General features: G+C 74.6%; 21 protein-coding genes. 10 read left to right on the top strand and 11 right to left on the bottom strand.

The genetic code is table 11. The annotated features are described in order from the left end of the window. The first annotated feature begins 2 nt into the window (after positions 1-2). Positions 3-317, top strand: a complete 315-nt coding sequence (locus V9U70_RS22215; RefSeq protein WP_336677844.1) for a 4a-hydroxytetrahydrobiopterin dehydratase — start codon at positions 3-5, stop codon at positions 315-317. Positions 318-876: 559 nt separating this feature from the next. Continuing rightward, complete coding sequence (locus V9U70_RS22210) at positions 877-1,995, top strand: MarR family transcriptional regulator (protein WP_336677842.1); 1,119 nt, start codon at positions 877-879, stop codon at positions 1,993-1,995. Between the two features lie 102 nt (positions 1,996-2,097). On the opposite strand, the gene V9U70_RS22205 is transcribed toward V9U70_RS22210, so the two are convergent. From V9U70_RS22205 to V9U70_RS22160, 10 genes are all read right to left on the bottom strand, one after another. Then, the gene (locus V9U70_RS22205; protein ID WP_336677871.1) at positions 2,098-2,619 is read right to left on the bottom strand and encodes a TetR/AcrR family transcriptional regulator; all 522 of its coding nucleotides are present in this window, start codon (positions 2,617-2,619) and stop codon (positions 2,098-2,100) included. Between the two features lie 236 nt (positions 2,620-2,855). After that, complete coding sequence (locus V9U70_RS22200; protein ID WP_336677840.1) at positions 2,856-3,590, bottom strand: enoyl-CoA hydratase family protein; 735 nt, start codon at positions 3,588-3,590, stop codon at positions 2,856-2,858. After that, positions 3,587-5,176 (bottom strand): 4-coumarate--CoA ligase family protein, encoded by a 1,590-nt coding sequence (locus tag V9U70_RS22195; protein WP_336677839.1) that lies wholly within the window; start codon positions 5,174-5,176, stop codon positions 3,587-3,589. Before V9U70_RS22195 ends, V9U70_RS22200 begins: the two co-directional genes overlap by 4 nt. Before the next feature lie 137 nt (positions 5,177-5,313). After that, positions 5,314-6,486, bottom strand: coding sequence for an acyl-CoA dehydrogenase family protein (locus V9U70_RS22190; protein WP_336677837.1), 1,173 nt, complete (start codon positions 6,484-6,486; stop codon positions 5,314-5,316). Next, positions 6,483-8,450 (bottom strand): acetyl/propionyl/methylcrotonyl-CoA carboxylase subunit alpha, encoded by a 1,968-nt coding sequence (locus V9U70_RS22185; protein WP_336677835.1) that lies wholly within the window; start codon positions 8,448-8,450, stop codon positions 6,483-6,485. Before V9U70_RS22185 ends, V9U70_RS22190 begins: the two co-directional genes overlap by 4 nt. A gap of 7 nt (positions 8,451-8,457) precedes the next feature. Continuing rightward, the gene (locus V9U70_RS22180) at positions 8,458-10,065 is read right to left on the bottom strand and encodes an acyl-CoA carboxylase subunit beta (protein ID WP_336677833.1); all 1,608 of its coding nucleotides are present in this window, start codon (positions 10,063-10,065) and stop codon (positions 8,458-8,460) included. Then, positions 10,062-11,819, bottom strand: a complete 1,758-nt coding sequence (locus V9U70_RS22175) for an acyclic terpene utilization AtuA family protein (RefSeq protein ID WP_336677869.1) — start codon at positions 11,817-11,819, stop codon at positions 10,062-10,064. Before V9U70_RS22175 ends, V9U70_RS22180 begins: the two co-directional genes overlap by 4 nt. A gap of 74 nt (positions 11,820-11,893) precedes the next feature. Further along, the gene (locus V9U70_RS22170) at positions 11,894-12,697 is read right to left on the bottom strand and encodes a TIGR03084 family metal-binding protein (protein ID WP_336677831.1); all 804 of its coding nucleotides are present in this window, start codon (positions 12,695-12,697) and stop codon (positions 11,894-11,896) included. A 302-nt stretch (positions 12,698-12,999) separates the two neighbouring features. Further along, complete coding sequence (locus tag V9U70_RS22165; RefSeq protein ID WP_336677829.1) at positions 13,000-13,155, bottom strand: hypothetical protein; 156 nt, start codon at positions 13,153-13,155, stop codon at positions 13,000-13,002. A gap of 89 nt (positions 13,156-13,244) precedes the next feature. Beyond that, entirely contained in the window at positions 13,245-14,213 is a 969-nt protein-coding gene (locus V9U70_RS22160; protein ID WP_336677827.1) for an EamA family transporter, read from the bottom strand. A 195-nt stretch (positions 14,214-14,408) separates the two neighbouring features. Here V9U70_RS22160 and V9U70_RS22155 point away from each other — a divergent pair, with 195 nt between their 5' ends. Together V9U70_RS22155 and V9U70_RS22150 are read left to right on the top strand one after the other, a co-directional pair. Beyond that, positions 14,409-15,323: a LysR family transcriptional regulator gene (locus V9U70_RS22155; protein ID WP_336677826.1), complete on the top strand. Its 915-nt coding sequence runs from the start codon at positions 14,409-14,411 to the stop codon at positions 15,321-15,323. A gap of 129 nt (positions 15,324-15,452) precedes the next feature. Then, the gene (locus tag V9U70_RS22150) at positions 15,453-16,610 is read left to right on the top strand and encodes a serine hydrolase domain-containing protein (protein ID WP_336677825.1); all 1,158 of its coding nucleotides are present in this window, start codon (positions 15,453-15,455) and stop codon (positions 16,608-16,610) included. A gap of 86 nt (positions 16,611-16,696) precedes the next feature. Here V9U70_RS22150 and V9U70_RS22145 read toward each other — a convergent pair whose 3' ends face one another. Further along, the gene (locus V9U70_RS22145) at positions 16,697-19,624 is read right to left on the bottom strand and encodes an FAD-binding and (Fe-S)-binding domain-containing protein (RefSeq protein WP_336677823.1); all 2,928 of its coding nucleotides are present in this window, start codon (positions 19,622-19,624) and stop codon (positions 16,697-16,699) included. A 242-nt stretch (positions 19,625-19,866) separates the two neighbouring features. Between V9U70_RS22145 and V9U70_RS22140 the strand changes: the two genes are divergently transcribed. From V9U70_RS22140 to V9U70_RS22115, 6 genes are read left to right on the top strand one after another with little or no spacing between them, the layout of a single operon-like run. Beyond that, the gene (locus V9U70_RS22140) at positions 19,867-21,381 is read left to right on the top strand and encodes a sensor histidine kinase (protein WP_336677821.1); all 1,515 of its coding nucleotides are present in this window, start codon (positions 19,867-19,869) and stop codon (positions 21,379-21,381) included. Then, the gene (locus tag V9U70_RS22135; RefSeq protein ID WP_336677820.1) at positions 21,378-21,815 is read left to right on the top strand and encodes a roadblock/LC7 domain-containing protein; all 438 of its coding nucleotides are present in this window, start codon (positions 21,378-21,380) and stop codon (positions 21,813-21,815) included. The genes V9U70_RS22140 and V9U70_RS22135 overlap by 4 nt, the downstream gene beginning before the upstream one ends. Continuing rightward, positions 21,812-22,183 carry a DUF742 domain-containing protein gene (locus V9U70_RS22130; protein WP_007449967.1) on the top strand — a complete coding sequence of 124 codons (372 nt, stop codon included), beginning with the start codon at positions 21,812-21,814 and terminating at the stop codon, positions 22,181-22,183. Before V9U70_RS22135 ends, V9U70_RS22130 begins: the two co-directional genes overlap by 4 nt. Further along, the gene (locus V9U70_RS22125; RefSeq protein WP_336677818.1) at positions 22,164-22,808 is read left to right on the top strand and encodes a GTP-binding protein; all 645 of its coding nucleotides are present in this window, start codon (positions 22,164-22,166) and stop codon (positions 22,806-22,808) included. The genes V9U70_RS22130 and V9U70_RS22125 overlap by 20 nt, the downstream gene beginning before the upstream one ends. Further along, positions 22,805-24,067 carry a cytochrome P450 gene (locus V9U70_RS22120; protein ID WP_336677816.1) on the top strand — a complete coding sequence of 421 codons (1,263 nt, stop codon included), beginning with the start codon at positions 22,805-22,807 and terminating at the stop codon, positions 24,065-24,067. The genes V9U70_RS22125 and V9U70_RS22120 overlap by 4 nt, the downstream gene beginning before the upstream one ends. Continuing rightward, positions 24,064-25,302 carry a cytochrome P450 family protein gene (locus tag V9U70_RS22115; protein WP_336677814.1) on the top strand — a complete coding sequence of 413 codons (1,239 nt, stop codon included), beginning with the start codon at positions 24,064-24,066 and terminating at the stop codon, positions 25,300-25,302. Before V9U70_RS22120 ends, V9U70_RS22115 begins: the two co-directional genes overlap by 4 nt. Positions 25,303-25,360 lie beyond the last annotated feature (58 nt).

Here is a 25,360-nt window from a genome sequence, read left to right as displayed (position 1 = left end):
CGATGGGCAAGGACCCGCTGTCCGACAAGGAGATCACGGCGAGACTGGCCGAGTTGCCGGGCTGGGGGCGCGAAGGAGACACGATCACCCGCGCCTTCGGCATTCGGTATCACGGTGGCGTCGCCATGATTGTCAACGTCGCAGACTTCGAGCGGCTCATCGGCCACCACGCGGACATCGACCTGCGATGGGACCACGTGCGGTTCAGGATCACCACGCATGACGCCGGGCACCGGCTCACCGCAGCCGACTTCGCTCTGGCCGCTCGGATCGACCGGATCGCTGCCGCGCACGAGGCGCAGCCTCACAACGCTTGACCTTACGAGGCCAAGAAGTCACCGGAGTCGGTCTGCGCCAGGGAGCAGCCCTGGCCTGGGGGTGGTGATGCCACACTCATCGGTACTCCGAGCCAGTCGGCCAATGTGCCTGACCCCGTGGCGGGCGCGCTCTCCGGCACGGGGCCGAGTCGGTCGGCCTACGTACTCGGCCCGGTGGCCTCGCCGCTCAGCTCCCGGCGCCCGGGTCCCGCTGCCCGTGCCCCGGGACCCGGGCTTCGAGACCCGGTGCTGCCCGTTCACTCCTCCGAGGGACGTGTGCCGAGGCTCCGCCCCGAAGCCCGGCCCCCGAGCTCCGGGCGTCGAGACGCGGGGCCCGGGATGCGAGCTTCTTCTTTGACCGGCGGGTGCAAGAAGGGGGTTGGGGTAGACCTCCCCTGCCTCCCCACCCCGTCACGGCCAGCAAGTATGACTAATCGTGACAGCTTGCGGCGCAGCGTCACGACTGCTTACGGTGCCAGAACCAAACGACCCCGACACGGTGTAGGAAGCACCAGGCCGGGGTCTCACCGCAAGATCGCTACCCTAGAAAGACGATCCCGTGGCTACCCAGCACCCTAGCCCCGCCCTGCTCGCCCCCGCACACTCCGCCGCGTACCCGATGGCCAAGCCCGGGTACGGCAAACGCTCCGCGCCGGACCAACATCCCCGCACACGTCACGACTTCGCCCTCCTGCCGACGCGTGAGCGGTACGTCGCCGGATTCGTCGACCACCTCCCCGAGGGCGCGGCCATGAGCGTCAAGCACCTGGCCAAACAGCTTCCGCTCTACGGACAGCAGGCCGTCTCCACCGCGTTGACGGCGCTCTCCGTCGCCGGCCACCTGCGGCGCGTCCGGTGCGCGGTCGGCGTGGGCGACGAGACACGGTGGGTCTTCCGCACCTTCTGGTCGCGCACCGCACGCGACAACGAGTGGTGGAACGCCTACCTCGCCGCCGAGGAGGCCCGGGGCACGCGATCCGCGCCGGGGGCGCCGCGCCCCGACACGACTCCCCCTCGGGCGCCGGCCGAGGAGCCGCCTCCCGCGCCGCAGGAGGGCCCCTGCACGGAACAGGCCCCCGCCGCCCCGCAACCCCCAAAACCCACCGCCGTGCCGCACCAACGCCCCCGGCCCCAGGACCCGTACGCGGCATCCGCCCCCGACGCCGGCCCGGTCGCCGCTCCTTACCCACCCCGGCCTTCCGCAGCCGCCCCCTCCGCTCCCTCACCGGCCTACCTCGCCCTGGCCCGGCTCGGCCGCACGGACCACCGCCTCGCGCTCTCCGCCGCCGACTGCGCCGCGCTGGAGGCCCCGGCGGCGCAGTGGCTCGCCCGAGGCGTGACCGTCGACTACCTCACCACCGCCCTCACCGCCGGGCTGCCCGCCCACGTCGACTCCCCCGTCGGGTTCGTCCGCCGCCGTCTCGTCGACAAGGCCCCGCCCCTGCTGCCCGCCGACAGCGCCCCGCCCGGCGGCCCCGCCCGGCGCATCCTGGTGGAGTGCAGCGACTGCGGCGTCCCCGGGCGGCCCGAGGCCCTCCCCGACGGCCTCTGCCGCCCGTGCCGCACCGCCCACCGCACCGAACCCGCCGCGCCCTGCGCCGACGTGCCCGCCGCCGACGTGCCCGACGACATCAGAGCGCGCATGGCCGACCTCCGCGGTCTGCTCAGAGCACCCTGAGGCCGGCGTCCGGGGCCTGCTCCGGGCCCCTGGAGGCCGCCCGCGTCAGGGTTCCTCCGGTGAGGCCCCCGGGCCCGTCTGACGGCCGCGTCCCCTGCCCCCTCAGCCCAGCCCCTCGTCCACCAGTGCCGCCCACTGCTCGACCACCCGGGCGCGCCGGGCGGCGTCGTCGGTCAGCAGGTTGGCGAGGCCGAGGCCGCGGGCCATGTCCAGCAGGCCCTGGACCGTCTCGCGGGAGCCGGGGCGGGACTCGTCGGCGCCGAGGAGTTCGACGGCGATGCGGTGGGTCTCGCGTCCTACCCGTGCTTCCAGTTCCGTGACGCGCGGGCGGAGCTGGTCCTCGTTGGAGGCGGCGACCCAGAGCTGGAGTGCGGCCCGGAACAGCGGCCCGGTGTAGAGGTCGACCAGGGCGGCGACCACTTGGGCGCGGCCCTGGACGGGGAGCGCGCGCAGGGCCGCGGAGCGTTCCTCGGCCACGTACTCCACCGCCCCCGTGAACAGGTCCTCGCGGGTGGGGAAGTGGTGCTGGGCCGCCCCGCGCGAGACGCCGGCGCGTTCGGCGACGACGGAGACGGTGGAGCCCGCCCAGCCGTGGTCGGCCAGGCAGGCCACCGCGGCCTCCAGGAGGCGTTGGCGGGTCGCCCTGCTGCGGTCCTGCTTGGGGGCGTTGGCGGGCTTGGGGGCAGGAGAGGGCTTGGCGGCAGGGGAGGGCTTGGAGGCGGGGGAGGGCTTGGAGGCGGGGGGCGACGTGAACCCGCCGGCCGGCTCGGGCCGCTCGGACCCGTCGGCCGGCTCGGGCCGGCCGGGGGCGCCGGCGGGGTCGGAGTGGCCGGGCGGCGCCCCAGCCGGGTCAGAGGAGGTCACCGCACCCATGCTGCATCCCGTCGTTCGAGGAAGGCCGTCATCCCCTCCCTGGCCTCGTCGGAGGCGAACAACGCGGCGGAGCGGGCGATGAGGTCTTCGGCGTACTGGTCGAAGTCCCTCAGCACCGTAGCCGTGACCAGCTCCTTCGATGCCGCCAGCCCCTGCGGGGACGCCCTGCGCAGCCCCTCCAGGACCGGCAGGAGTGCCGTGTCCACGTCCTCGGCGGCCAGCGTGACCAGCGAGATCCTGGCCGCTTCCGCCGCGTCGAAGCGTTCCCCGGTGAGGTAGTAGCGGTGCGCGGCGGTCCGGTCGAGGCGGGGCAGGAGCGTGAGGGAGACGACCGCGGGGGCCAGGCCCAGGCGGGATTCGGTGAGGGCGAAGGTCGAGGACGGGCCCGCCGCCGCGATGTCGCACGCGGCCAGCAGGCCCAGGCCGCCCGCCCGGACGTGGCCGTCGACCCGGGCCACGACCGGTTTGGGGAGCGCGACGATGTCCCGCAGCAGGCCGACGAAGGCCTCCGGTTCCGGCGGCGCGGTCAGGTCCGCCCCGGCGCAGAACGTCGTGCCGGTGTGGGTGAGCGTCACCGCCCGTACGGTCTCGTCTGCGGCGGACCGGGCCAGCGACGCGCGGAGTCCGGCCACCAGGGCGGCCGAGAGCGCGTTGCGGTTGGCCGGGGAGTCCAGGGTCAGCGTGGCGATGCCGCGCTCACGGGCCGTGTGGATCAGGGTCACTTCTGCTCCGTCTTCTCCCGGTCGCGCAGCTCGCGCCGGAGGATCTTGCCGGAGGCGGCCCGCGGTACCTCCGCGATGAACTCGGCCTGCCGGACCTTCTTGTAAGGGGCGACCCGCTCGGCGACGTAGGCCATCACGGCGTCGGCGGTCAGGCTCTCGGCCGCTGCGGACGGGCCCCGGACGACGTACGCCTTGGGGACCTCGTTTCCGTCGGCGTCGCGCACCCCGATCACCGCCGCGTCCGCGAGGTGCTCGTGGCCCAGCAACAGGGCCTCCAGCTCCGCGGGGGCGACCTGGTAGCCGTTGTACTTGATCAGTTCCTTGACCCGGTCCACGACGTACAGCCAGCCGTCCGCGTCGACGTGGCCGATGTCCCCGGTGTGGAGCCAGCCGTCCGCGTCGATCATGGCGGCGGTGGCTTCGGGGCGGCCGAGGTAGCCCTTCATCACCTGCGGGCCCCGGATCAGGATCTCGCCGTCCTCTCCCGGCTCCGCGTCCCGCGCCGGGCCGTCCAGCGGGGCGATCCGCATCTCGGTGCCCGGCAGCAGCTTGCCGACCGTGCCCGGCGGCGGGTGCTCCACGGAGAGCGGGACGACGTGCGTGCCGGGCGACAGCTCCGTCATCCCGTACGCCTGCCGGACCGGGGGCAGCCCCAGGCGGGCGGAGCAGGCCGCAGCCAGTTCGGCGTCGAGCGGGGCGGCGGAGCTGACGATGTACCGGAGCGAGGAGAGGTCGTACTCCCCCACCAGCGGGTGCTTGGCGAGCGCCAGCACGATGGGCGGGGCCACGTACAGGCCGGTGATGCGGTGGGTCTGGACGGCCTGGAGGAACTGCGCCAGGTCGAAGCGCGGGAGCACGACGATCGTCGCGCCGCAGCGCAGGGGAACGTTCATCAGAGCGGTAAGCCCATAGATGTGAAAAAAGGGCAGAACGGCCAAAATGCGGTTGCCCTCGGTCACCGGGATGACCGGTCGCAACTGCTCCAGGTTGGTGGCGATGGAGCGGTGCGTGAGCATCACGCCCTTGGGCGTGCCGGTGGTGCCGGAGCTGTACGGGAGGGCCGCGACGTCCACGCCCGGGTCGATGGCGACCTCCGGTTCGGGGGCGGTGGAGGACAGCATGTCGAGGACGGAGGTGTGGCCCTCCGCCCGGTCGCAGACGAAGATCTCCCGGACGCCGCCGGCGAGTTCGGCCGCCCGCCGGGCCGTGGCCAGGAGCGGGGAGACGGTCACCAGCCAGCGGGCCCCGCTGTCGCCCAGCTGCTTGGCCAGCTCCTTCGGGGTGGCCAGCGGGTGGGCGGTGGTGACGGAGGCCCCGGCGCGGGTGGCCCCGTAGAAGACGGCCGGGTAGGCGATGGTGTTCGGGCTGTGCAGGGCCAGGACGTCGCCCTTGCGGAGTCCGGCCTCGGCGAGCGCGGCGGCGATGCGCCGGTGGAAGCGGTCGAGCTGGGCGTACGTGAGGGAGGCGCCGTCCGTCCCGTCGATGAGGGCGACGGTGTCGCCGAACTCGGCGGCCCCGCCGAGGACCGCTTCGTGGATGGGTGTGTCGAGGGCCGGTACGTCTGCGTACTCGCTGCGGAACACCATGGCAGTCCCCTGTCGTCGCGGCGGTCGCGGCTCCGGAGGGCTCCGGAGCCGCGGTGGCGCTGTGCGGGTGTGAAGGACCAGGATCGCCCGTGCGCCCACGGTTCGGGGAGGGTCCGGACCGGACCGGGGTGCGCGGGTCAGTACGACTTCGGCAGGCCGAGCGACTGGTGCGAGACGTAGTTGAGGACCATCTCGCGGCTGACCGGTGCGATCCGGGCCACCCGGGACGCGGTGATCAGGGAGGCGAGCCCGTATTCCCGGGTCAGGCCGTTGCCGCCGAGGGTGTGGACGGCCTGGTCGACGGCCTTGACGCAGGCCTCGCCGGCCGCGTATTTCGCCATGTTCGCGGCCTCGCCCGCACCGGCGTCGTCGCCCCGGTCGTAGAGCCGGGCCGCCTTCTGCATCATCAGGCGGGCCAGTTCCAGGTCGATGTGCGCGGTGGCGAGCGGGTGGGCGATGGCCTGGTGGGAGCCGATGGGGGCCTTCCACACCTGGCGGGTCCTGGCGTACTCGACGGCCCGGCCGAGCGCGAAGCGGCCCATCCCGATGCCGAACGCGGCCGTCATGATCCGCTCGGGGTTGAGCCCGGCGAAGAGTTGCAGGAGCCCCGCGTCCTCGTCGCCGACCAGCGCGTCGGCGGGCAGCCGCACATCGTCCAGAACGAGTTCGAACTGCTTCTCGGGGGCGTGGAGTTCCATGTCGATCGGGGAGCGGCGGAAGCCGGGAGCGTCACGCGGGACGATGAACAGGCAGGGCTTCAGGCTGCCGGAACGGGCGTCCTGAGTGCGGCCGACGATGAGGGTCGCGTCGGCCGTGTCGACACCGGAGACGAAGACCTTGCGCCCGGTGAGCAGCCAGTCGGCGTCCGCCGTGCCGCCGTCGCGGCGGGCGGTGGTGGTGATGCGGTGGGAGTTGGACCCGGCGTCGGGTTCGGTGATCCCGAAGGCCATGGTGAGGCTGCCGTCGGCGAGGCCGGGCAGCCACTGCCGCTTCTGTTCGCCGGTGCCGAAGCGGGCGATGACGGTGCCGCAGATCGCGGGCGAGACGATCATCATGAGCAGCGGCGACCCGGCGGCCCCCAGCTCCTCCAGGACGATGGAGAGTTCGGCCATGCCCCCGCCCCCGCCGCCGTACTCCTCGGGGAGGTTGACGCCGAGGTAGCCGAGCTTCGCGGCCTCGGCCCACAGTTCACGGGTCTGGGCGCCCTCGCGGACGACGGTGTCCATGTAGTCGCGCCCGTAACGCTTTCCGAGGGCGGCGACGGCGGCGCGCAGGGCCTGGTGCTCTTCGGTTTCGAGGACGGTGCTCATGCGTTCTCCTCCGGTGGGACGGTGGCGGGCGCGGAAGGCGCTTCCTGGACGACGGCGAGCAGTGCGCCGACCTCGACCTGGTGGCCGGGTGCGGCGTGCAGGGCGGTGAGGGCGCCGGAGGCGGGGGCGAGGACGCGGTGCTCCATCTTCATGGCCTCCAGCCAGATCAGCGGCTGCCCGGCCCGGACCCGCGCCCCCACCGCCAGTCCTTCCGCGAGGCGGACGACGGTGCCGGGCATCGGGGCGAGCAGGGAGCCGGGCTCGGTCTGTGCGGCGGGGTCGGTGAAGCGGGGCAGGGCGGTGAACGTGTACGAGGCTCCGGCGGTGTCCACGTGGACCCGGTCCCCGTGCACCGTGACGTCGAAGCGTCGGGTGACCCCGTCCACGTCGAGGGTGACGCGGTCGGGGGCGGCGGCGAGGACCCGGACGCCGGGGTCGTCGTACGGCTGGAGGCCGGTGCGCGTGGCGCGGTAGGCGATCGTCTGCTCGACACCGTCGGGCTCGCCCCGGTAGCGCTTGGTCTGCGGCTGCGAGGGGAGGTTGCGCCAGGCCCCGAAGCGGGCGGGGCCCGCGGCGGGGCGCGCGGCCTGGGCGAGGGCGGCGGCGAGGGCGGCACGGGCCGGGTCGCCGGACACCGGGGCGGTGAGGGATTCCAGATGCCGGTCGTAGAAGCCGGTGTCCAGGCGGGCGGCGGTGAAGTCGGGGTGGCGCAAGGACCGCACGAGCAGGTCGCGGTTGGTGACCGGGCCGTGGACGCGGGCGCGTTCCAGGGCGCGGGCCAGCAGCCGTACGGCCTCGGGGCGGGTCGGGGCGTGGGCGACGACCTTGGCGAGCATCGGGTCGTAGTGCACGCCGATGGTGTCGCCGGAGGCGTATCCGGCGTCCAGGCGCAGGCCGGGCGCGTGGGGGACCTCCAGCGCGAGGAGGGTCCCGGTCTGCGGCTGCCAGTCGCGTGCGGGGTCCTCGGCGTAGAGCCGGGCCTCGACGGCGTGACCGGAGGCGGCCGGGGGCTCGGGCAGGGGCTGCCCCTCGGCCGTGCGCAGTTGCAGGGCGACGATGTCGACGCCGAACACCGCCTCGGTCACCGGGTGTTCGACCTGGAGGCGGGTGTTCATCTCCAGGAAGTACGGCCGCCCGTCGGCGGAGAGCAGGAACTCCACGGTTCCCGCGCCCCGGTAGCCGACCGCGCGGGCGGCGGCCGTCGCCGCCTCGTGCAGCCGGGTGCGCAGGGCGTCGTCCAAGCTGGGGGCGGGGGCCTCCTCGATGACCTTCTGGTGGCGGCGCTGGAGCGAGCAGTCGCGGGTGCCGAGCGCCCACACCGTCCCGTGGTCGTCGGCCATGATCTGCACCTCGACGTGCCGGCCGCGCTGCACGTACGGCTCGGCGAAGACCTCGCCGTCCCCGAAGGCGGCTGCGGCCTCCGCGGTGGCGGCCTCCAACTCACCCGGAAGCTCTGCCAGTTCGCGGACGATGCGCATACCGCGCCCGCCCCCGCCCGAGGCGGCCTTGAGCAGCAGGGGCAGATCGGCCGGGGTCGCGGCCGCCGGGTCCACGGGGGCCAGGAGGGGGACCCCGGCCGCGGCCATCAGCTCCTTGGCGCGGGTCTTGGACGCCATCAGCTCGATGGCCTTCACCGGCGGCCCCACCCACACCAGGCCGGCGTCCCGCACGGCGGCGGCGAACCCGGCGTTCTCGGAGAGGAAGCCGTAGCCGGGGTGCACGGCGTCCGCCCCGGCCGCCCGTGCGGCGGCCACGACGAGGTCGCCGCGCAGATACGTGTCGGCGGGGGCCGACCCCGGCAGCCGTACGGCGAGGTCGGCCTCCCGTACGTGCAGGGCGTCGGCGTCCGCGTCGGAGTACACGGCGACGGTGGTGATGCCCAGGTCGCGGCAGGTGCGGAAGATCCGGCAGGCGATCTCGCCACGGTTGGCGACGAGCAGGGAGCAGATCACTTCTCTCCTCATGTGCGGGTCACATCCGGAAGACGCCGAAGCCGCCGCGGGCGCCCTCGACCGGTGCGGTGTGGATCGCGGACAGGCACACGCCGAGGACGGTCCGGGTGTCGCGCGGGTCGATGACGCCGTCGTCGTACAGCCGCCCCGACAGGAACATCGGCAGCGACTCCGCCTCGATCTGCTGTTCCACCATGGCGCGCAGCCCGGCGTCCGCCTCGTCGTCGTAGGGCTGTCCCCTGGCGGCGGCGGAGGCGCGGGCGACGATGGACAGCACCCCGGCGAGCTGGTGCGGGCCCATGACGGCGGACTTGCTGCCGGGCCAGGCGAAGAGGAAGCGCGGGTCGTAGGCGCGGCCGCACATGCCGTAGTGGCCGGCCCCGTAGGAGGCCCCCATCAGGACGGACAGGTGGGGGACCTTCGAGTTGGAGACCGCGTTGATCATCATCGCGCCGTGTTTGATGATGCCGCCCTGCTCGTACTCCCTGCCGACCATGTAGCCGGTGGTGTTGTGCAGGAAGAGCAGCGGGATGTCGCGCTGGTTGGCGAGCTGGATGAACTGGGCGGCCTTCTGCGACTCCTCGCTGAACAGCACGCCCTGAGCGTTGGCGAGGATGCCGACCGGGTAGCCGTGCAGCCGGGCCCAGCCGGTGACCAGGCTCGTCCCGTACAGCGGTTTGAAGGGGTCGAAGTCGGAGCCGTCGACCAGCCGGGCGATGACCTCGCACGGATCGAAGGGGGCCTTCAGGTCGCCGGGCACGATGCCGAGCAGCTCGTCCTCGTCGTACTTCGGCGGCTCGACGGGCCCGGGATCGGCGTGTGCCTTGCGCCAGTTGAGCCGGGCGACGATCCTCCGGGCCTGCCGAACCGCGTCCTGCTCGTCCACGGCGAAGTGGTCGGCGAGGCCGGAGGTGCGGGCGTGCATCTCGGCGCCGCCGAGGGACTCGTCGTCGCTCTCCTCGCCGGTGGCCATCTTCACGAGCGGCGGGCCGCCGAGGAAGACCTTGGACCGCTCCCTGATCATCACGGTGTGGTCGGACATCCCCGGGACGTACGCGCCTCCGGCGGTGGAGTTGCCGAACACCACCGCCACGGTGGGGATACCGGCGGCGGAGAGGCGGGTGAGGTCGCGGAACAGCGCACCGCCGGGAATGAAGATCTCCTTCTGGGAGGGCAGGTCGGCCCCGCCCGACTCCACCAGGCTGATGCAGGGCAGCCGGTTGGCGAAGGCGATCTCGTTGGCGCGCAGGGCCTTCTTCAGCGTCCACGGGTTCGACGCCCCGCCGCGTACGGTCGGGTCGTTGGCGGTGATGAGGCACTCGACGCCCTCCACCACGCCGATCCCGGTGACGAGCGAGGCCCCCACGGTGTACTCGGGGGAGGCGCTGCCCCAGGCCGCCAGCGGCGACAGCTCCAGGAACGGGGTGTCGGGGTCGACGAGCAGCTCGATGCGTTCGCGGGCCGGGAGCTTGCCGCGCGAGCGGTGCCGCGCCACGTACTTCTCGCCGCCGCCCGCGAGCGCCTTGGCGTGTTCGGCGTCCAGCGCGGCGAGCTTCTCCAGCATGGCGGCGCGGTGGGCCGTGTAGTCGGGGCCGGTGGTGTCGAGCGCGGTGGGCAGGACGGTCATGGGGTCGCCTCCGGTGCGGGGTCGCGCGTCAGCAGCGGCAGGGGGACGGGAAGCCGCCGCGACCGCAGCCACTCCCCGACGGCCTTCGCCTGCGGGTCGAAGCGGGCCTGGGAGGCGACGCCCTCCCCCAGGAGCCCGGGGACGACGAAGTTCAACGCCCTCAGGTTGGGCAGCACATGGCGGACGACCGGCAGGACGGCGGTCTCCGGGAGCAGCTCCTTGAAGCGTTCGACGGTCAGCGTGTGGGCCAGCCAGCGCCAGGCCTCGTCGTCGCGGACCCAGACGCCCACGTTGGCGTCGCCGCCCTTGTCCCCGCTGCGGGCCCCCGCGACGAGCCCGAGAGGGACGTGCCGGGTGGGCCCCTCGGGGTACGGGGCGGGGAGCGGCGGCTCCGGTGGGTCGGACGGCTCCTGGGTCCGGCGCGGCCCCGCGACGCGCTCGCGGCGGCCGTCCGGGAGGACGGCGAGGTGCTCCACGTCCCCGGCCGGTACGGGGACGGCCTCGAACACCCCGTAGGGCGCGCCCTTTCCGGGCGGGGCGGTGATGTGGAAGCCGGGGTAGCTGCCGAGGGCCAGCTCCACGGCGGCCCCGGAGACGGCGCGGCCGACCGCGTCGGGGTCCTGGTCGCGGACGACGAGCCGGAGCAGCGCGCCGGCCCGCTCCTGCGTGTCGGCGTCGGGGTGGTCGGTGCGGGACAGCTCCCAGCGCATCTCGTGGGGCCGGCGCCCGCCGCCCCTCTCCAGGGCGTCGGCGAACTGGTCCCGCACCAGGTCGGCCTTGGCCTCCACGTCGAGGCCGGTGAGGACGAAGACGACCTCGTTGCGCCAGCCGCCGAGCCGGGTGAGCCCGGCCTTGAGGGTGGGCGGCGGGGCCTCGCCGCGCACCCCGTCGACGCGCACCCGGTCCGGCCCGTCCGGGGTCGGCCTCACCGTGTCGAGGCGGGCGGTGACGTCGGGGCCCGCGTACCGGGCCCCCTGGGTCTCGTAGAGGAGTTGGGCGGTGACCGTGGAGAGGTCGACGACCCCGCCCGTGCCGTCGTGCTTGGTGATCACGAAGGAGCCGTCGGCGTGGATCTCGGCCAGCGGGAAGCCGGGGCGGCGCACGTCGTGGTCGCGGAAGAACGGGTGGTTCCCGCCGGTCGCCTGGGTGCCGCACTCCAGGACGTGCCCGGCGACGACGGCCCCGGCGAGCGCGTCCAGGTCGTCGGGGCCCCAGCCGAAGTGGGCGGCGGCGGGCCCGGTGACCAGGGCGGCGTCGGTGACCCGGCCGGTGACGACGACGTCGGCCCCGGCCCGCAGGCAGGCGGAGATCCCACCGCCGCCGAGGTAGGCGTTGGCCGTCAGGTACCCGTCCGGCACGGGCAGGGCGTCCCCCTCGACGTGGGCGACGCGGACGGGGACCCCCGTCTTCTCCGCCAGCTTCCGCACGGCGTCGGCCAGCCCGGCCGGGTTGAGGCCGCCCGCGTTGGCGACGATCTTCACCCCGCGCTCGTGGGCGAGCCCGAGCCCTTCCTCCAACTGGCGCAGGAAGGTGGTGGCGTACCCCTTCTCCGGGTCCTTGAGGCGGCTGCGGCCGAGGATGAGCAGGGTCAGCTCGGCGAGGTAGTCGCCGGTCAGGACGTCGAGGGGGCCGCCGGTGAGCATCTCGCGCATCGCGTCGAAGCGGTCGCCGTAGAAGCCGGAGGCGTTGCCGATACGGAGGACCGGGCGCGGTACGGGGGCCGGTGCGGGGCCCGGGGGCTGTGCGGGGTCCAGGGCTCGTGCGGGGCCCGGGGGTTGTGCGCCGGACCGCGCGGGCCGTCCGGGGGCGGGCTCCGGGACGCGGGCGCTCACCGGGCGTCCCGTTCGGCGCGGGGCGGGCGGCCCGGCCCGGGGGGCCCGGCGAAGGCCTGGGCGATGGACAGCCACTGCTCGGCGTGGCGGCCTTCGGCGGTGAGGGCGAGGTCGGCGCGGTGGGCGCGGTGGGTGACGAGCAGGCAGAAGTCGAGGAGCGGTCCGGTGACGCGCTGGGCGGCGCCCTCCGGCCCGTACGCGATCATCTCGCCCTGTGGGGTGCGCAGTTCGACGCGGAACTCCTCGTCGGGCGCGGTGATGCCCCGCACCCCGTAGGCGTAGTCCCGGGCCCGCACCCCGATCCGCGCCACGTGCCGCAGCCGGGCGGTGGGGGCGCGGGTCACCCCGAGGGCGTCGGCGACGTCCTGGCCGTGCGCCCAGGTCTCCATGAGCCGGGCGGTGGCCAGGGAGGCGACGCCCATCGGCGGCCCGTACCAGGGGATGCGGGCGCCTTCGGGGGCCTGGCGCAGCACCGCGTGGAGCCGGCGCCGCCCCTCCCGCCAGCGGGCGAGCAGGGCGTCCGGGGCGAGGGCGTCGACCAGGTGCGCGGCCGCCTCGTCGACGAAGGTCTCGGGTGCGGCCAGGGCCCTGGCCACCTCGTCCGCGAAGCGGTCCGGCTCGGTGGCGGCCAGCAGCGCGACCTCGTCGGTCCAGGCGAGGTGGGCGATCTGGTGGGCGACGGTCCAGCGCTCGGCGGGGGTCGGCCCGCGCCAACCCTCCTCCCCCAATCCCGCTACCAGCGCGTCGAGTTGCTCGCTCTCCTCGCTCAGATCATCGATCACGGCTGCGACAGCGGACACGTGCGCTCCCCTCGGGACCGGGTGTGGTGCCCAGGAGCATGGCAGCGCCCGAGGAAACAATCAAGCGTGCTTGCATGATTTTGTAAGACATGGTCTCGTCCGCGCTCCGGCGCGGAAGAACGTGCTCACGCCGGATTCCTCTCACACGCCTGCGGGCCGTCGTCCGGCGCGCGGCTTCGGCGCGGCCGCCTGCGGTCCGTGCGTCGCCCTTCCGGCGCTCGCGCCCCGCGTCCGGTCCGCGCTCCTATCTTGGGGCGGGCCCCGGCAGCCCCGCCCCGGGATGCCCGGGGACGGGGCGGCCGCTACTGGGCTCCTCGTTCGCCCTCGGCCTGAGACGGCTCCGTCCGGGAGACCTCCTGGTGCGGGGCGCGCCGATCGCCTTGAGCGGAGTCGTCGCGCTCGCCCTCGGCCTGAGAGGGGGTGTGGGAGTACAGCTCGTCGGGCTCGGTCGATGCCATGACCTTCTCCTTCGCTTACCCTCCATCGTGCCCCTCGGAGGCCGACTCGTCGCGGTGACGGGTCGCCGGCCGCTCCGCCGGGGCCCGGCTCATCCGTCCGCCGGGCGGCGCCCGCCGCCCGTCCGGCTGCGTACCGCGCCGATGCTCGCCCCGATGACCAGGGCGATCGCGAGGGCGTCCGTGGTGGACAGGGCCTGGTTCAGGACCAGGAAGCCCGCGCCGGCCGCGATCGCCGGCTCCAGGCTCATCATCACGGCGAACGTGGAGGAGGGCAGCCGGCGCAGCGCCATCAGCTCCAGGGTGTACGGGAGGACCGAGCTGAGGAGCGCCACCGCCGCGCCGAGCGCCAGGGTGGAGGGGACCGTGAGTTCGGCCCCCGACTCCCAGACGCCCAGGGGCAGCGAGAGGACGGCGGCGACGACCATCGCCAGGGCCAGGCCGTCCGCCTGCGGGAAGCGGCGCCCGGTGCGGGCGCTGAACACGATGTAGGCCGCCCACATCGCACCGGCCGCCAGCGCGTACGCCGCGCCGACCGGGTCCAGGCGGTCGAAGCCGCCGCCGCCCAGCAGGACGACGCCGACCAGGGCGAGGCCCGCCCACAGGACGTTGATCAGACGGCGGGAGACGAACACCGAGAGGGCGAGCGGGCCCAGCACCTCCAGGGTGACCGCGATGCCGAGCGGGATGCGGTCCAGCGCCTGGTAGAAGAGGGTGTTCATGCCGCCCATCGCGACGCCGAAGGCGACGACCGTCCCCCAGTCGGCGCGCGAGTGGCCGCGCAGCTTCGGACGGCAGACCACCAGCAGGATCAGCGCGGCGGCCACCAGCCGCAGCGTCACGACGCCGAGCGCCCCCGCCTTCGGCATCAGGAGCGCCGCGACGGCAGAGCCGAACTGCACGGAGAGCCCGCCGGCGACCACCAGGACGACCGGTCCCAGCGCCGCACGGCGATCAGCGCTCCCCCGCCCGGGGGCCCCGCCGTCCTCGAGCGCCGTCGCCGCTTCGGGTACGGCGACGGCTGCGGCGGCCGGTTCTGCGGCGCTGTGCTGGTCGTTCACAGGGGGCCTTCCGGGGCGGGAGCAGCGGGCGGGGCGGGCGGGGCCCGGCACGGCCTGCCGCCCCGGCCGGAACACCGCGCAGAGGCACGGACGGGGTACGGCAGAGCACGCGCGCGCCCGGCCTTCCTCCCTCACCGTAAGGACACTCGCGCGTTCCGTGAAATGCTTGACGTGCTCCCGTTATGCTCCGCACGCATGAACTCGGGACCCTCCACCGGCCGCCCCGTCGAACTCCGGCATCTGCGGGCCTTCCTCGCCGTCGCCGACGAGCTGAACGTCACCCGCGCCGCCGCCCGCCTCCGGCTGACCCAGCCCGCCGTGTCCCGCACACTCGCCGCCCTGGAGCAGCATCTGGGCATCCGGCTCGTCGACCGCTCCACGCACCACCTCGCCCTGACCGCAGAGGGCGTCGCCTTCCGCGACAAGGCCGCCGTCGCGGTCGCCGCCTTCGACGCGGCGCTGGACTCGGAGGGGCTGCGCCGCTGGCCCCTGCGGCTCGGGCACGCCTGGTCCGCGTTCGGGCCGTACACCACGCCGCTGCTGCGGGCCTGGCAGGAACGGCACCCGCAGACCCCGCTGGAGCTGCTCCGGATCGACGACCGGACCGCGGGCCTCACCCGCGGCGACGTCGACGCGGCGGTGCTGCGGGGGCCGGTGGACACGCCGGGGCTCGTGGCCGAGGCGCTGTTCACCGAGGCCCGGGTGGCCGCGGTGGCGGCGGACGGGCCGCTGGCCGGGCGCGCTTCGCTCACCCTCGCCGACCTGGCGGACGGCCCCGTCGTCCTGAACACCGTCTCCGGCATCACCACCGTCGAGCTGTGGCCGCCGCACGCCCGGCCCCGGGGGACCGTGACCGTCGGCAACACCGACGACTGGCTCGCCGTCATCGCCGCCGGACGCGGCAGCGGGGTCTCCACCGCGTCGACCGCCGGCACGCACCCGCACTCGGGGGTCGTCTACCTGCCGCTCGACGACGCCCCCGGCGTGCCCGTCCTGCTCGTCCGCCGCGATGGGCCGGGCCACCCGGCGCTGCCGGAACTCACCGCCCTGGCCCGGGAGATCGTCGCGCGCGGACCGGCCCGGTCGGCCGGCGGCCACGGGGGGACGTGAGGGCCGACCAGGAATGCAGCGGCGATGGGGCCTTGTTGGGGCGTGGGAACGGGCCGGAGAAGCGACGTCCGGCCCTCCGCGCACACCGCCGCCGTCCGCGGCGCGTCAGACCGATCAGGGGGAGACACCATGGCGCACGACATCGCCGTCCGGGGCACGGTCGCCGAGGGATTCGAGGGCGTACGGGAGGAGTTCGCCGCGGTCCTGGCCGAGGAGACCACAGAGCCCGGCGGCCAGCTCGCCGCCCATCTGGACGGCCGGCTGGTGGTGGACCTGTGGGCCGGGGACGGGTTCACCGGCGACCTCATGCCCGCCGTCTACTCCTCGACCAAGGGCGCGGCCCATCTGGTGGTCGCCCTCCTCGTGCAGGACGGGGTCCTGGACCTGGACCGGCGCGTCAGCGCGTACTGGCCGGAGTTCACCGGCGGCGGCAAGGAGCGGCTGACCCTGCGCGAGCTGCTCGGCCACCGCGCGGGGCTGATCGGCGCGGACGGGGGGTTCACCTTCGACGAGCTGGCCGACGACCGGGTGATCGCCGCCCGGATGGCGGGGCAGGACCCGCACTGGGAGCCCGGTACGGCGTTCGGCTACCACGCGCTGACGATCGGGGCGCTCAGCGGCGAGGTGGTGCGCCGGGTGACGGGCCGCTCGATCCAGGAGCACTTCGAGGAGCGGGTCCGCGCCCCCCACGGGCTCGACTTCCACCTCGGGCTGCCCGAGGCGCTGGAAGACCGGTATGTGCCGATCCGCCCCATGGTCCCCACGCCCGGGCAGCTCGCGGAGATGCTGGCGAACCCGGCGGACCCCGCGAGCCCGGCCGCCGTCGCGTTCAGCGCGGGCACGAGCCCCGAGATCGACCTGGTGGCCCTGGTCAACTCCCGTACGACCCGGGCTCTGGGGCCCGCGTCGGTGGGCGGCGTCGCCTCCGCGCGGGGCCTCGCGGGGATGTACGCCGCCGCCGCGTCCGGCCTCGACGGCCGGGCCCCGCTGCTCAAGCCGGACACCCTGGCCGAGTTCGGCCGGGTGCACTGGCGCGGCACCGACCTGGTGACCGGCTCTGAAGACCCCTTCGGGCTGGGTTTCGAGCTGGCCCGGCAGGCGTACGCGTGCCTGGGCGAGGGCGCGATCGGCCACTCGGGCGCGGCCGGCTCCCAGGCCTTCGCGGACCCGGCGAGCGGGGTGGCGTACGGCTACACGCGCCGCACCTGGGCCTATCCGGGCGGCGCGGCCCCGGAGAACGCCCGGCTGGCCAAGGCGGTCATCCGCGCGGCGGCCGCCGCGCGCTGAGCGGCGAACGGCGGGGGCGGCCTCGGGGACGCCGACTGCGGGCGCGGCCCCGGAGACGGGAGGCGGCCCCCGGCGGCCGGGCGGGTTTACGGGGTGGGGCGCGCGCCCTCGTCCGGCCCCTCCCCGGGGCCTTCCCCCGCTCCCGCCCCCGGCGCCGCCGCGTCCAGCCGCTCCGCGATCACCTCCGCGAGGTGCCGGGCCCGGCGCCCGGCCAGCTGGTCGAGCTGGGTGCGGCAGGAGAAGCCGTCCGCGAGGATTTCCGTGCCGGGCTCCGCGGCCCGCACAGCGGGGAGCAGACGCTCCTGCGCGCAGGCGACGGACACCTCCCAGTGGCCCTTCTCGAAGCCGAAGTTCCCGGCCAGGCCGCAGCAGCCGCCGCTGAGTTCGCCCGTCAGCCCCATCCGCTCGCGCAGCCGCCGCTCCGCCGCGTCGCCGAGCACCGCGTGCTGGTGGCAGTGCGTCTGGCCGGCGACCGGGCGGTCCAGACGGGGCGGGGTCCAGTCGGGGGCGTACTCCTCCAGGTACTGGGCCAGGGTGCGGACGGCGGCGGCGACCTCCGCGGCGCGCGGGTCGTCGGAGAGGAGCTCGGGCAGGTCGGTGCGGAGCGTGGCGGCGCAGCTTGGTTCGAGGACGACGAGCGGGCGGCCGGGGCCCGGGCGGAGCCGGTCCAGGGTGCGGCGCATCACCGCGCGCGCCCGGTCCAGCTGGCCGGTCGAGACATAGGTGAGGCCGCAGCAGACTCCGCGCGGCGGCGGCAGCACCCTGCTCCCCGCGGCCTCCAGGACCCGGACCGCCGCCCGCCCCACCTGCGGCGAGAGGTACTGGGTGAAGGTGTCCGCCCAGAGGACCACCGCACGGCCGGACGCGGGGGGCCGGCCGTCCGGGGCCCGGCGGCGGGAGGCGAGGGCCCGGGAGCGGGAGCGGGGGGAGCGGCGGCTCAGCCACCGGGTGTACGTCTGCGTCGCCAGCACCGGGATCGCCCGCTCGGGGGCGATGCCCGCCAGCCGTTTCGCGAGCGCGGCGAGGGGGCGCGACCGGGCCAGGGCGTTCAGCGGCCGGGCGAAGGGGGCGGCGAGCCGCAGCCACCGCGAGAGGCGCCCCATCGTGTAGTGGGTGGCGGGTCGCAGCCGCCCCCGGTAGTGGTGGTCCAGGAACTCCGCCTTGTAGGCAGCCATGTCGACGCCCACCGGGCAGTCGCTGCGGCAGCCCTTGCAGGACAGGCACAGGTCGAGCGCGTCCCGAACCTCCTCGCTCCGCCAGCCGTCCGTGATCACCTCGCCGGCCAGCATCTCGTGCAGCAGCCGGGCCCGCCCCCGGGTCGAGTGGGCCTCCTCGCCCGTGGCCCGGAAGGACGGGCACATGACGTCCGCGCCCGTCGTCGCCGTCGTACGGCACTTGGCGACGCCGACGCAGCGGCGGACCGCGCCCGTGAAGTCGCCGCCGTCCGCCGGGTAGCCGAACGCCACGTCCACCGGCCGCTTCGGCAGGACCGCGAAGCGGAGGTTCTCGTCGAGGCGGGCGGGCCGGGCGAGGATGCCCGGGTTGAGGCCGCCGTCCGGGTCCCACAGGTCCTTGTACCGGTGGAAGAGGCCGACGAGTTCGTCCCCGTACATCCGGGGCAGCAGCTCGGCGCGCGCCTGGCCGTCGCCGTGCTCGCCGCTGAGGGAGCCGCCGTGGGCGACGACGAGCCGGGCCGTCTCCTCGGAGAACCGGCGGAAGCGGGCCACGCCCCCGGCGCTGGTCAGGTCGAAGTCGACGCGCACGTGGACGCAGCCGTCGCCGAAGTGGCCGTAGGGGGCGCCGCGCAGGCCGTGCTCGGCGAGGAGGGCCCGGAAGTCCCGCAGATAGGGGCCGAGCCGGGCGGGCGGAACCGCGCAGTCCTCCCAGCCGGGCCAGGCCTCGCTGCCGTCCGGCATCCGGGTCGCGGTCCCGGCGGCGTCCTCGCGGATACGCCACAGGGCCCGCTGCCCGGCCGGGTCGGTGACGACCGTCCCGTCCACGGCGCCGGCGGACCGCACGACCCGTTCCGCGTGCGCGCGGGCCTCTGCCGGGGTGGCGCCGCCCGTCTCGACGAAGAGCCAGGCCGCTCCGCGCGGCAGCCCGGCCGGTTCGCGCACGAGGTCGGCGGCCATGCCCTCGACGGTGAGCGGGCCGAGCGGGAGGAGGCCGGGGGCCGCGTCGGCGGCGGCGGACTCGTCGGCGTACCCGAGGACGGCCAGGGCGCGGGCGCGCGGGGCCTCGACCAGGCGCACGGTCGCCTCCGTGACCACGGCGAGGGTGCCCTCGCTGCCGCAGAACGCGCGGACCGGGTCGGGTCCGCCGGGGTGTTCGGGGAGCAGGGCGTCCAGCGCGTAGCCGGAGATGCGGCGCGGGAGGGCGGGGTAGCCGGTGCGGAGCGGGGCGAGGTGGGCGTCGACGAGGGCGCGGACGCCGTCGGGCCCGCCGTCTCGGCCCTGCTCCAGTCGCAGCCTCTCGCCCCCGTAGCGGACGAGCGACAGCGCCCGCACGTTGTCGGCCGTCGTGCCCCAGGCCACCGAGTGGGAGCCGCAGGAGTTGTTGCCGATCATTCCGCCGAGGGTGCAGCGGCTGTGGGTGGAGGGGTCGGGTCCGAAGGTCAGGCCGTGCGGGGCGGCGGCGGCCCGCAGGTCGTCCAGGACGACGCCGGGCTGGACGACGGCGGTGCGGGCGGCGGGGTCCAGGTCGAGGACGGCGCGCAGATGGCGGGTGAGGTCGAGGACCAGGCCGGTCCCGGTGGCCTGCCCGGCGATGGACGTGCCGCCGCCGCGCGCGACGACGGGGACGCGGTGCTCCTGGCAGAGCGCGAGCGCGGCGGCGACGTCGTCGGCGTCGCGCGGGGCGAGCACTCCGAGCGGGACGCGGCGGTAGTTGGAGGCGTCCATCGTCGTCAGGGCCCGCGCGGCGGCCCCGAAGTCGCTCGCGCCGCGTACGGAGGAGCGGAGCGCCTCGACGAACCCGGCGGGCGGCCCGGCGGGCGGTGGATGGTGTTCGGCCATGGGTTCAGCATGCCGTCGGTGTGGGTGAACTCTTGGGATGCGGACGGATGAATGCCCGCAAGCCTCACAAAAAAGCCCACAAGATCTTCCCAAACAGACCGTCAAGTCTCCTATAGTGACCAAGACTTGAGCAGGAATTGTCAGCTCCAGTTATCACGAATAATCCTTCCTGTGATGAACTGTCCCGAATTTCCTGGGCCGGTTTCGTCCCGCCCCGCACCGTCCGCCACCGAGGACTCCGATTGCGCCCCTCACACCGGCCCACCGCACTCGCCCTGCTGCTCTCGGCAGCCGTCACCGGCCTGCTGACCCTGTGGGCCGTCGCCGCGGCCCCCGACGCGGCACGGACCCCGCTGGCGTGGGGGGCGGGCGTCGCCGCCGTGCTGCTGAGCGTCAGCGTGGCCGCCACCGTCCACACCCTGGGGACCGCGCGTGCGCTGCGCGCCCAGCGGGCCGCCGACGCCCAGCGGTTCACCGCGGAGACCTCGCGCCTGGTCTCCGCCTCCGCGGCCGAGGCCCAGCGGTTCACCGCGGAGACCGCCCGGCTCAAGGCCGCCGCCTCCGCCGAGACCGCCCGGATCTCCGCGGAGGCCCGCGCCGAGCGCGAGCGGATCAGCGCGGAGGCCGCAGCCGAGCGGACCCGCCTCACCACGGCCGCGGAACGCCTCGCCGCCCGCGCCTCCCGCGCCGAGACCGAGCGCTCCGCCGCCGTCGCCGCCTGCGCCAACGCGGCCGGACGGATGCAGGCCCTGGCCACCAGCATGCTGGCCGACCTGCGCGAGATGGAGCACCGGCACACCGACGAGGCGGTGCTCGGGGACCTCCTGCACCTGGACCACCGCACCGCCCAGGCGGGCCGGCTCGCGGACTCCATCGCCGTGCTGACCGGAGCCCGCTCCGGAAGGCGCTGGGCCAAGCCGATCGTCATGGAGTCGATCCTGCGCGGCGCGATGGGCCGCATCGGCAGCTACCAGCGGGTCCGCCTGCACTCCACCAGCGATGTCGCCATCGCGGGCCACGCGGCCGAGGGCGTCATGCACGCGCTCGCCGAGCTCCTCGACAACGCTGCCAACTTCTCCCCGCCCACCGCCGAGGTGCACGTGTACGTGGAGGAGGTCCCGGCGGGCATCGTCATCACCGTCGAGGACAGCGGCCTGGTCATGAGCGAGGTGCAGCTGCGCCGCGCGGAGAAGGCCGTCTCCGCAGAGAACCAGGACCTGACCACCCTGTCCGGCACCCGGCTCGGCCTCGCCGTCGTCGGCCGGCTGGCCCGCAAGCACGGCCTGACCGTCTCCTTCCGGCCGTCCGCCCGCGGCGGCACCGGCGCCCTGATGATGCTCCCCCAGGACCTCATCGCCCGCGCCGCCACGCCCGCCCCGGCCGCCGCCGAGCCGGCCGCCACCGCCCCCGTCGAGCCGGAGCCCTCCCACGCCCCGGCCGGCGGCCACGACTCCGCCGACGCCGCCCCCGCGGCCCGGTCCGTCTTTGACGACAGCTCCGCGCCGCTGACCCCGGCAGCGGAGTCGGAGTCCGAATCCACCGGCTCCGTGCCCGCGTTCGGCGAGAGCGGCCTGCCCAAGCGCCGCCGCGGCCGCACCCTGGCCGCCGCCGAGTCCCGTACCGGCAACGCCGCCCCCGGCGGAGCCGAAACCCCCCGGGCCCGTACCGCCGACCCGAAGGTCCAGGCAGCCCGCTTCAGCACCTTCAGCAGGGCGGTACGAGCCAACTCCCCGCACCCGGAAGGCAACACCCGATGACCGCGACCACCGACGAGAAGCTCAACTGGCTGCTGGAGGGGCTGCTCGACCGCACCCCCGGCACCCGCCACGCCCTCGTCCTGTCCCGCGACGGCCTCAAGCTGTGCCGCACCCCCGAGCTCTCCGTCGACCAGGCGGACCAGCTGGCCGCGATCTCCGCCGGCATCCAGAGCCTGTCGCACGGGGCGTCCATCGAGTTCGGCGACGGCACCGGCGGCGTTCGCTCCGCGATGGCCGAGTTCTACGGCGGTGTGCTGTTCATCGTCGAGGCGGGCGCGGGCGCGCACCTGGCCGTCGTCGCCGACGAGGACTCCGACGTGGGCCTGGTCGGCCACAACATGAGCGAGCTCGTCGAGCAGCTCGGCGAGCACCTCGTCGCCCCGCCGCGCTATCCGGCCGACGCCCCGGCCGCGGCGGAAACCTCGGCCGTATGACGACGGCGCCCCGCCCCCGACCGGGCCGCGACGACGATCCGGACCGGCTCTACACCCTCACCGGGGGCCGCAGCCGCTCCGACTCGGCCGCCTTCGACCTGGTGACGCTCGTCGTCGCCGAGTGCGACCCGGCCCCCGGCATGCAGTCGGAGCACGTCGCGATCCTGCGGATGTGCCAGGGCCCCACCGCCGTCGTCGAGATCGCCGCGAGCCTCAACCTGCCGGTCAGCATCGTCCGCATCATGCTGTGCGACCTGCTCGACACCGGCCGGATCAGCGCCCGCCACCCCCGTACAGCCCGTGTCGCGGACCGGCTCCCCGACCCCGACATCCTGGAACAGGTGCTCGTTGGACTCCGCAACCTCTGACCGCGCCGCCCTGAGCGCGACGGCCGACAACGGACTCAAGATCGTTGTCGTCGGCGGCTTCGGGGTCGGCAAGACCACCATGGTCCGATCCGTGAGCGAGATCCGTCCGCTCAACACGGAGGAGACCATGACCCGCGCGGGCGAGGCCGTCGACCACCTCGACGGCGTACAGGCCAAGACGTCCACCACCGTGGCGTTCGACTTCGGCCGCATCACCCTCGACGCGCGCTCCGTGCTGTACCTCTTCGGCGCGCCCGGACAGGAGCGCTTCTGGTTCCTGTGGGACCGGCTGTTCTCCGGCACGCTCGGCGCGGTCGTCCTCGTCGACACCCGCCGGCTCGCCGACTCCTGGTACGCCATCGACCGCCTGGAGCACCACGGCACCCCCTTCATCGTGGCGTGCAACGACTTCGGCGGCCCGCTCCACACCGAGCAGCAGATCCGGGAGGCCCTGGACCTCTCCGAGGACGTACCGCTCGTGGAGTGCGACGCCCGCGACCGCTCCTCCAGCAAGTACGTGCTCATCACGCTCGTCGAACACCTCGCCGCGCTCTCGGCCGCCCGCCTCCGCACACCCGAGGCGGCGCTCGCCACCAGCGGACCGACCCCGGAGCCCGCCCCGTGACCTCTGCCTCCGGCTGTCCCGTCGCCCACGGGTCCGTCCCCCTGTCCGGCCCCCGCTTCCAGACCGACCCCATCCAGCTCTACCGGGAGATGCGGCGCGACCACGGCGCGGTCGCCCCGGTCGTCCTGGACGGCGACGTCCCGGCCTGGCTCGTCCTCGGCTACCGCGAACTGCACCAGGTCACCGGCGACCCGGTGCTCTTCAGCCGGGACTCCGAACTGTGGAACCAGTGGGACCGCATCCCGGACGACTGGCCGCTGCTGCCGATGATCGGGCGCAAGCAGCCCTCGATCCTCTACACGGTCGGCGAACGGCACAGCGTCCGCGCCATGATGATCAGCAACGCCCTGGAGGGCGTCGACCCGTTCTCCCTGAAGCGGTACGCGGAGGAGTTCGCGGACGCGCTGATCGACCGGTTCTGCACCAAGGGCTCGGTCGACATCATCGCCGACTACGCCAAGATGCTGCCCGCCCTCGTGCTGGCCAGGATCTACGGCTTCTCGGACGAGGAGGCCCACCCGCTGGCCGACGCAATCAACGACATGATCGACGGCGGGGAGCGGGCGCTCGCCGGGCAACAGCACCTGGGCGCCTCCATGGCCCGGCTGCTCGCCGACAAGCACGCCGAGCCGGGCGACGACGTCGCCAGCCGGATGCTCGCCGACCCCGGCGGCTTCACCGACGAGGAGATCATCCAGGACCTCATGGTCATGATGGCGGCCGGACACCAGCCGACCGCCGACTGGATGGGCAACTCGCTGCGCCTGATGCTCACCGACGACCGCTTCGCCGCCTCCCTGTCCGGCGGTCGGCACAGCGTCGCCGAGGCCATGAACGAAGTGCTCTGGGAGGACACCCCCACCCAGAACGTGGCCGGCCGCTGGGCCGCCCGCGACACCCACCTCGGAGGCCGCCACATCCGCGCCGGGGACCTGCTGCTCCTCGGCCTGGCCGCCGCCAACGGCGACCCGCAGATCCGGACCCACGCGTCGGCGCTGACCGGCGGCAACAACGCCTTCCTCTCCTTCGGCCACGGCGAGCACCGCTGCCCGTTCCCGGCCCAGGAGACCGCCGAGGTCATCGCCCGTACCGGGACCGAGGTCCTGCTGGACCGGCTGCCCGACGTGGACCTCGCCGTCCCCGCCGCGCAGCTCACCCGCCGCCCGTCGCCGTGGCTGCGCGGCCTGACCGACCTCCCGGTGGCCTTCACTCCCACGCCCGCCCTCGGCAGACCCGGACCCCTCGGAGGACCCGCATGACCCGCATCGCGCTCGACCCCTTCGTCACCGACCTCGACGGCGAGAGCGCCGCGCTGCGGGCGGCCGGGCCGCTCGCCGAGGTGGAGCTTCCGGGCGGGGTGCACGTCTACGCCGTCACCCACCACGCGGAGGCCCGGGCGCTGCTCACCGACAGCCGGGTCGTCAAGGACATCAACGTCTGGAACGCCTGGCAGCGCGGCGAGATACCCCTGGACTGGCCGCTGATCGGCCTGGCCAACCCGGGCCGCTCGATGCTGACGGTCGACGGCCCCGACCACCGCCGGCTGCGCACCCTGGTCGCGCAGGCCCTGACGGTCAGGCGGGTGGAGCGGCTGCGCGCGGGCATCGAGGCGCTGACCGAAGCGAGCCTGGAGCGGCTGGCCGCACTGCCGGCCGGTCAGCCGGTGGACCTGAAGGCGGAGTTCGCCTACCCGCTGCCGATGAACGTGATCAGTGAGCTGATGGGCGTGGACCCGGCGGACCACCCCCGGCTCAAGGAGCTGTTCGAGAAGTTCTTCTCGACGCAGACCCCGCCCGAGGAGGTCCCGCAGATGATGGCGGACCTCGCGGCCCACTTCACCAAGATCGTGGAGGGCAAGCGGGCCCGGCCCGGCGACGACCTGACGAGCGCGCTCATCGCGGCCTCGGAGGACGGCGACCACCTCACCGACGAGGAGATCGTCAACACGCTGCAACTGATCATCGCCGCCGGACACGAGACCACGATCAGCCTGATCGTCAACGTCGTGGAAGCGCTCCAGACCCACCCCGAACAGCGCGAGCGGGTGCTGAACGGCGAGATCCCGTGGGAGGGCGTGATCGAGGAGACCCTGCGCTGGAACACCCCGACCTCCCACGTGCTGATCCGCTTCGCCACCGAGGACATCGAGGTCGGCGACAAGGTCCTGCCGAAGGGCGAGGCGCTGATCGTCTCGTTCGGGGCGCTCGGCCGGGACGAGAAGCAGTACGGCCCCACGGCGGGCGACTTCGACGCGACCCGCACCCCCAACCGGCACATCGCCTTCGGCCACGGCCCGCACATCTGCCCGGGCGCGGCGCTCTCCCGGCTGGAGGCGGGGATCGCGCTGCCCGCCCTGTACGAGCGGTTCCCGGAGCTGGAACTGGCGGTGCCCGCCGCCGAGCTGCGCAACAAGCCGATCGTGACGCAGAACGACCTGTACGAGCTGCCGGTGGAGCTGGGCTGCCCGGCGGGCCGCGGCACGCAGGACGCCTGACCGGAACCACCGGGCCACGGGCCGGAGCGCGCGTCTCATCCGACGGACACGGTTGCCG

Origin of the sequence: Streptomyces pratensis, assembly GCF_037137275.1 — a bacterium.
In the GTDB taxonomy this organism is placed as follows: domain Bacteria; phylum Actinomycetota; class Actinomycetes; order Streptomycetales; family Streptomycetaceae; genus Streptomyces; species Streptomyces pratensis_B.
This window is presented reverse-complemented; position numbering and strand designations above follow the sequence as displayed.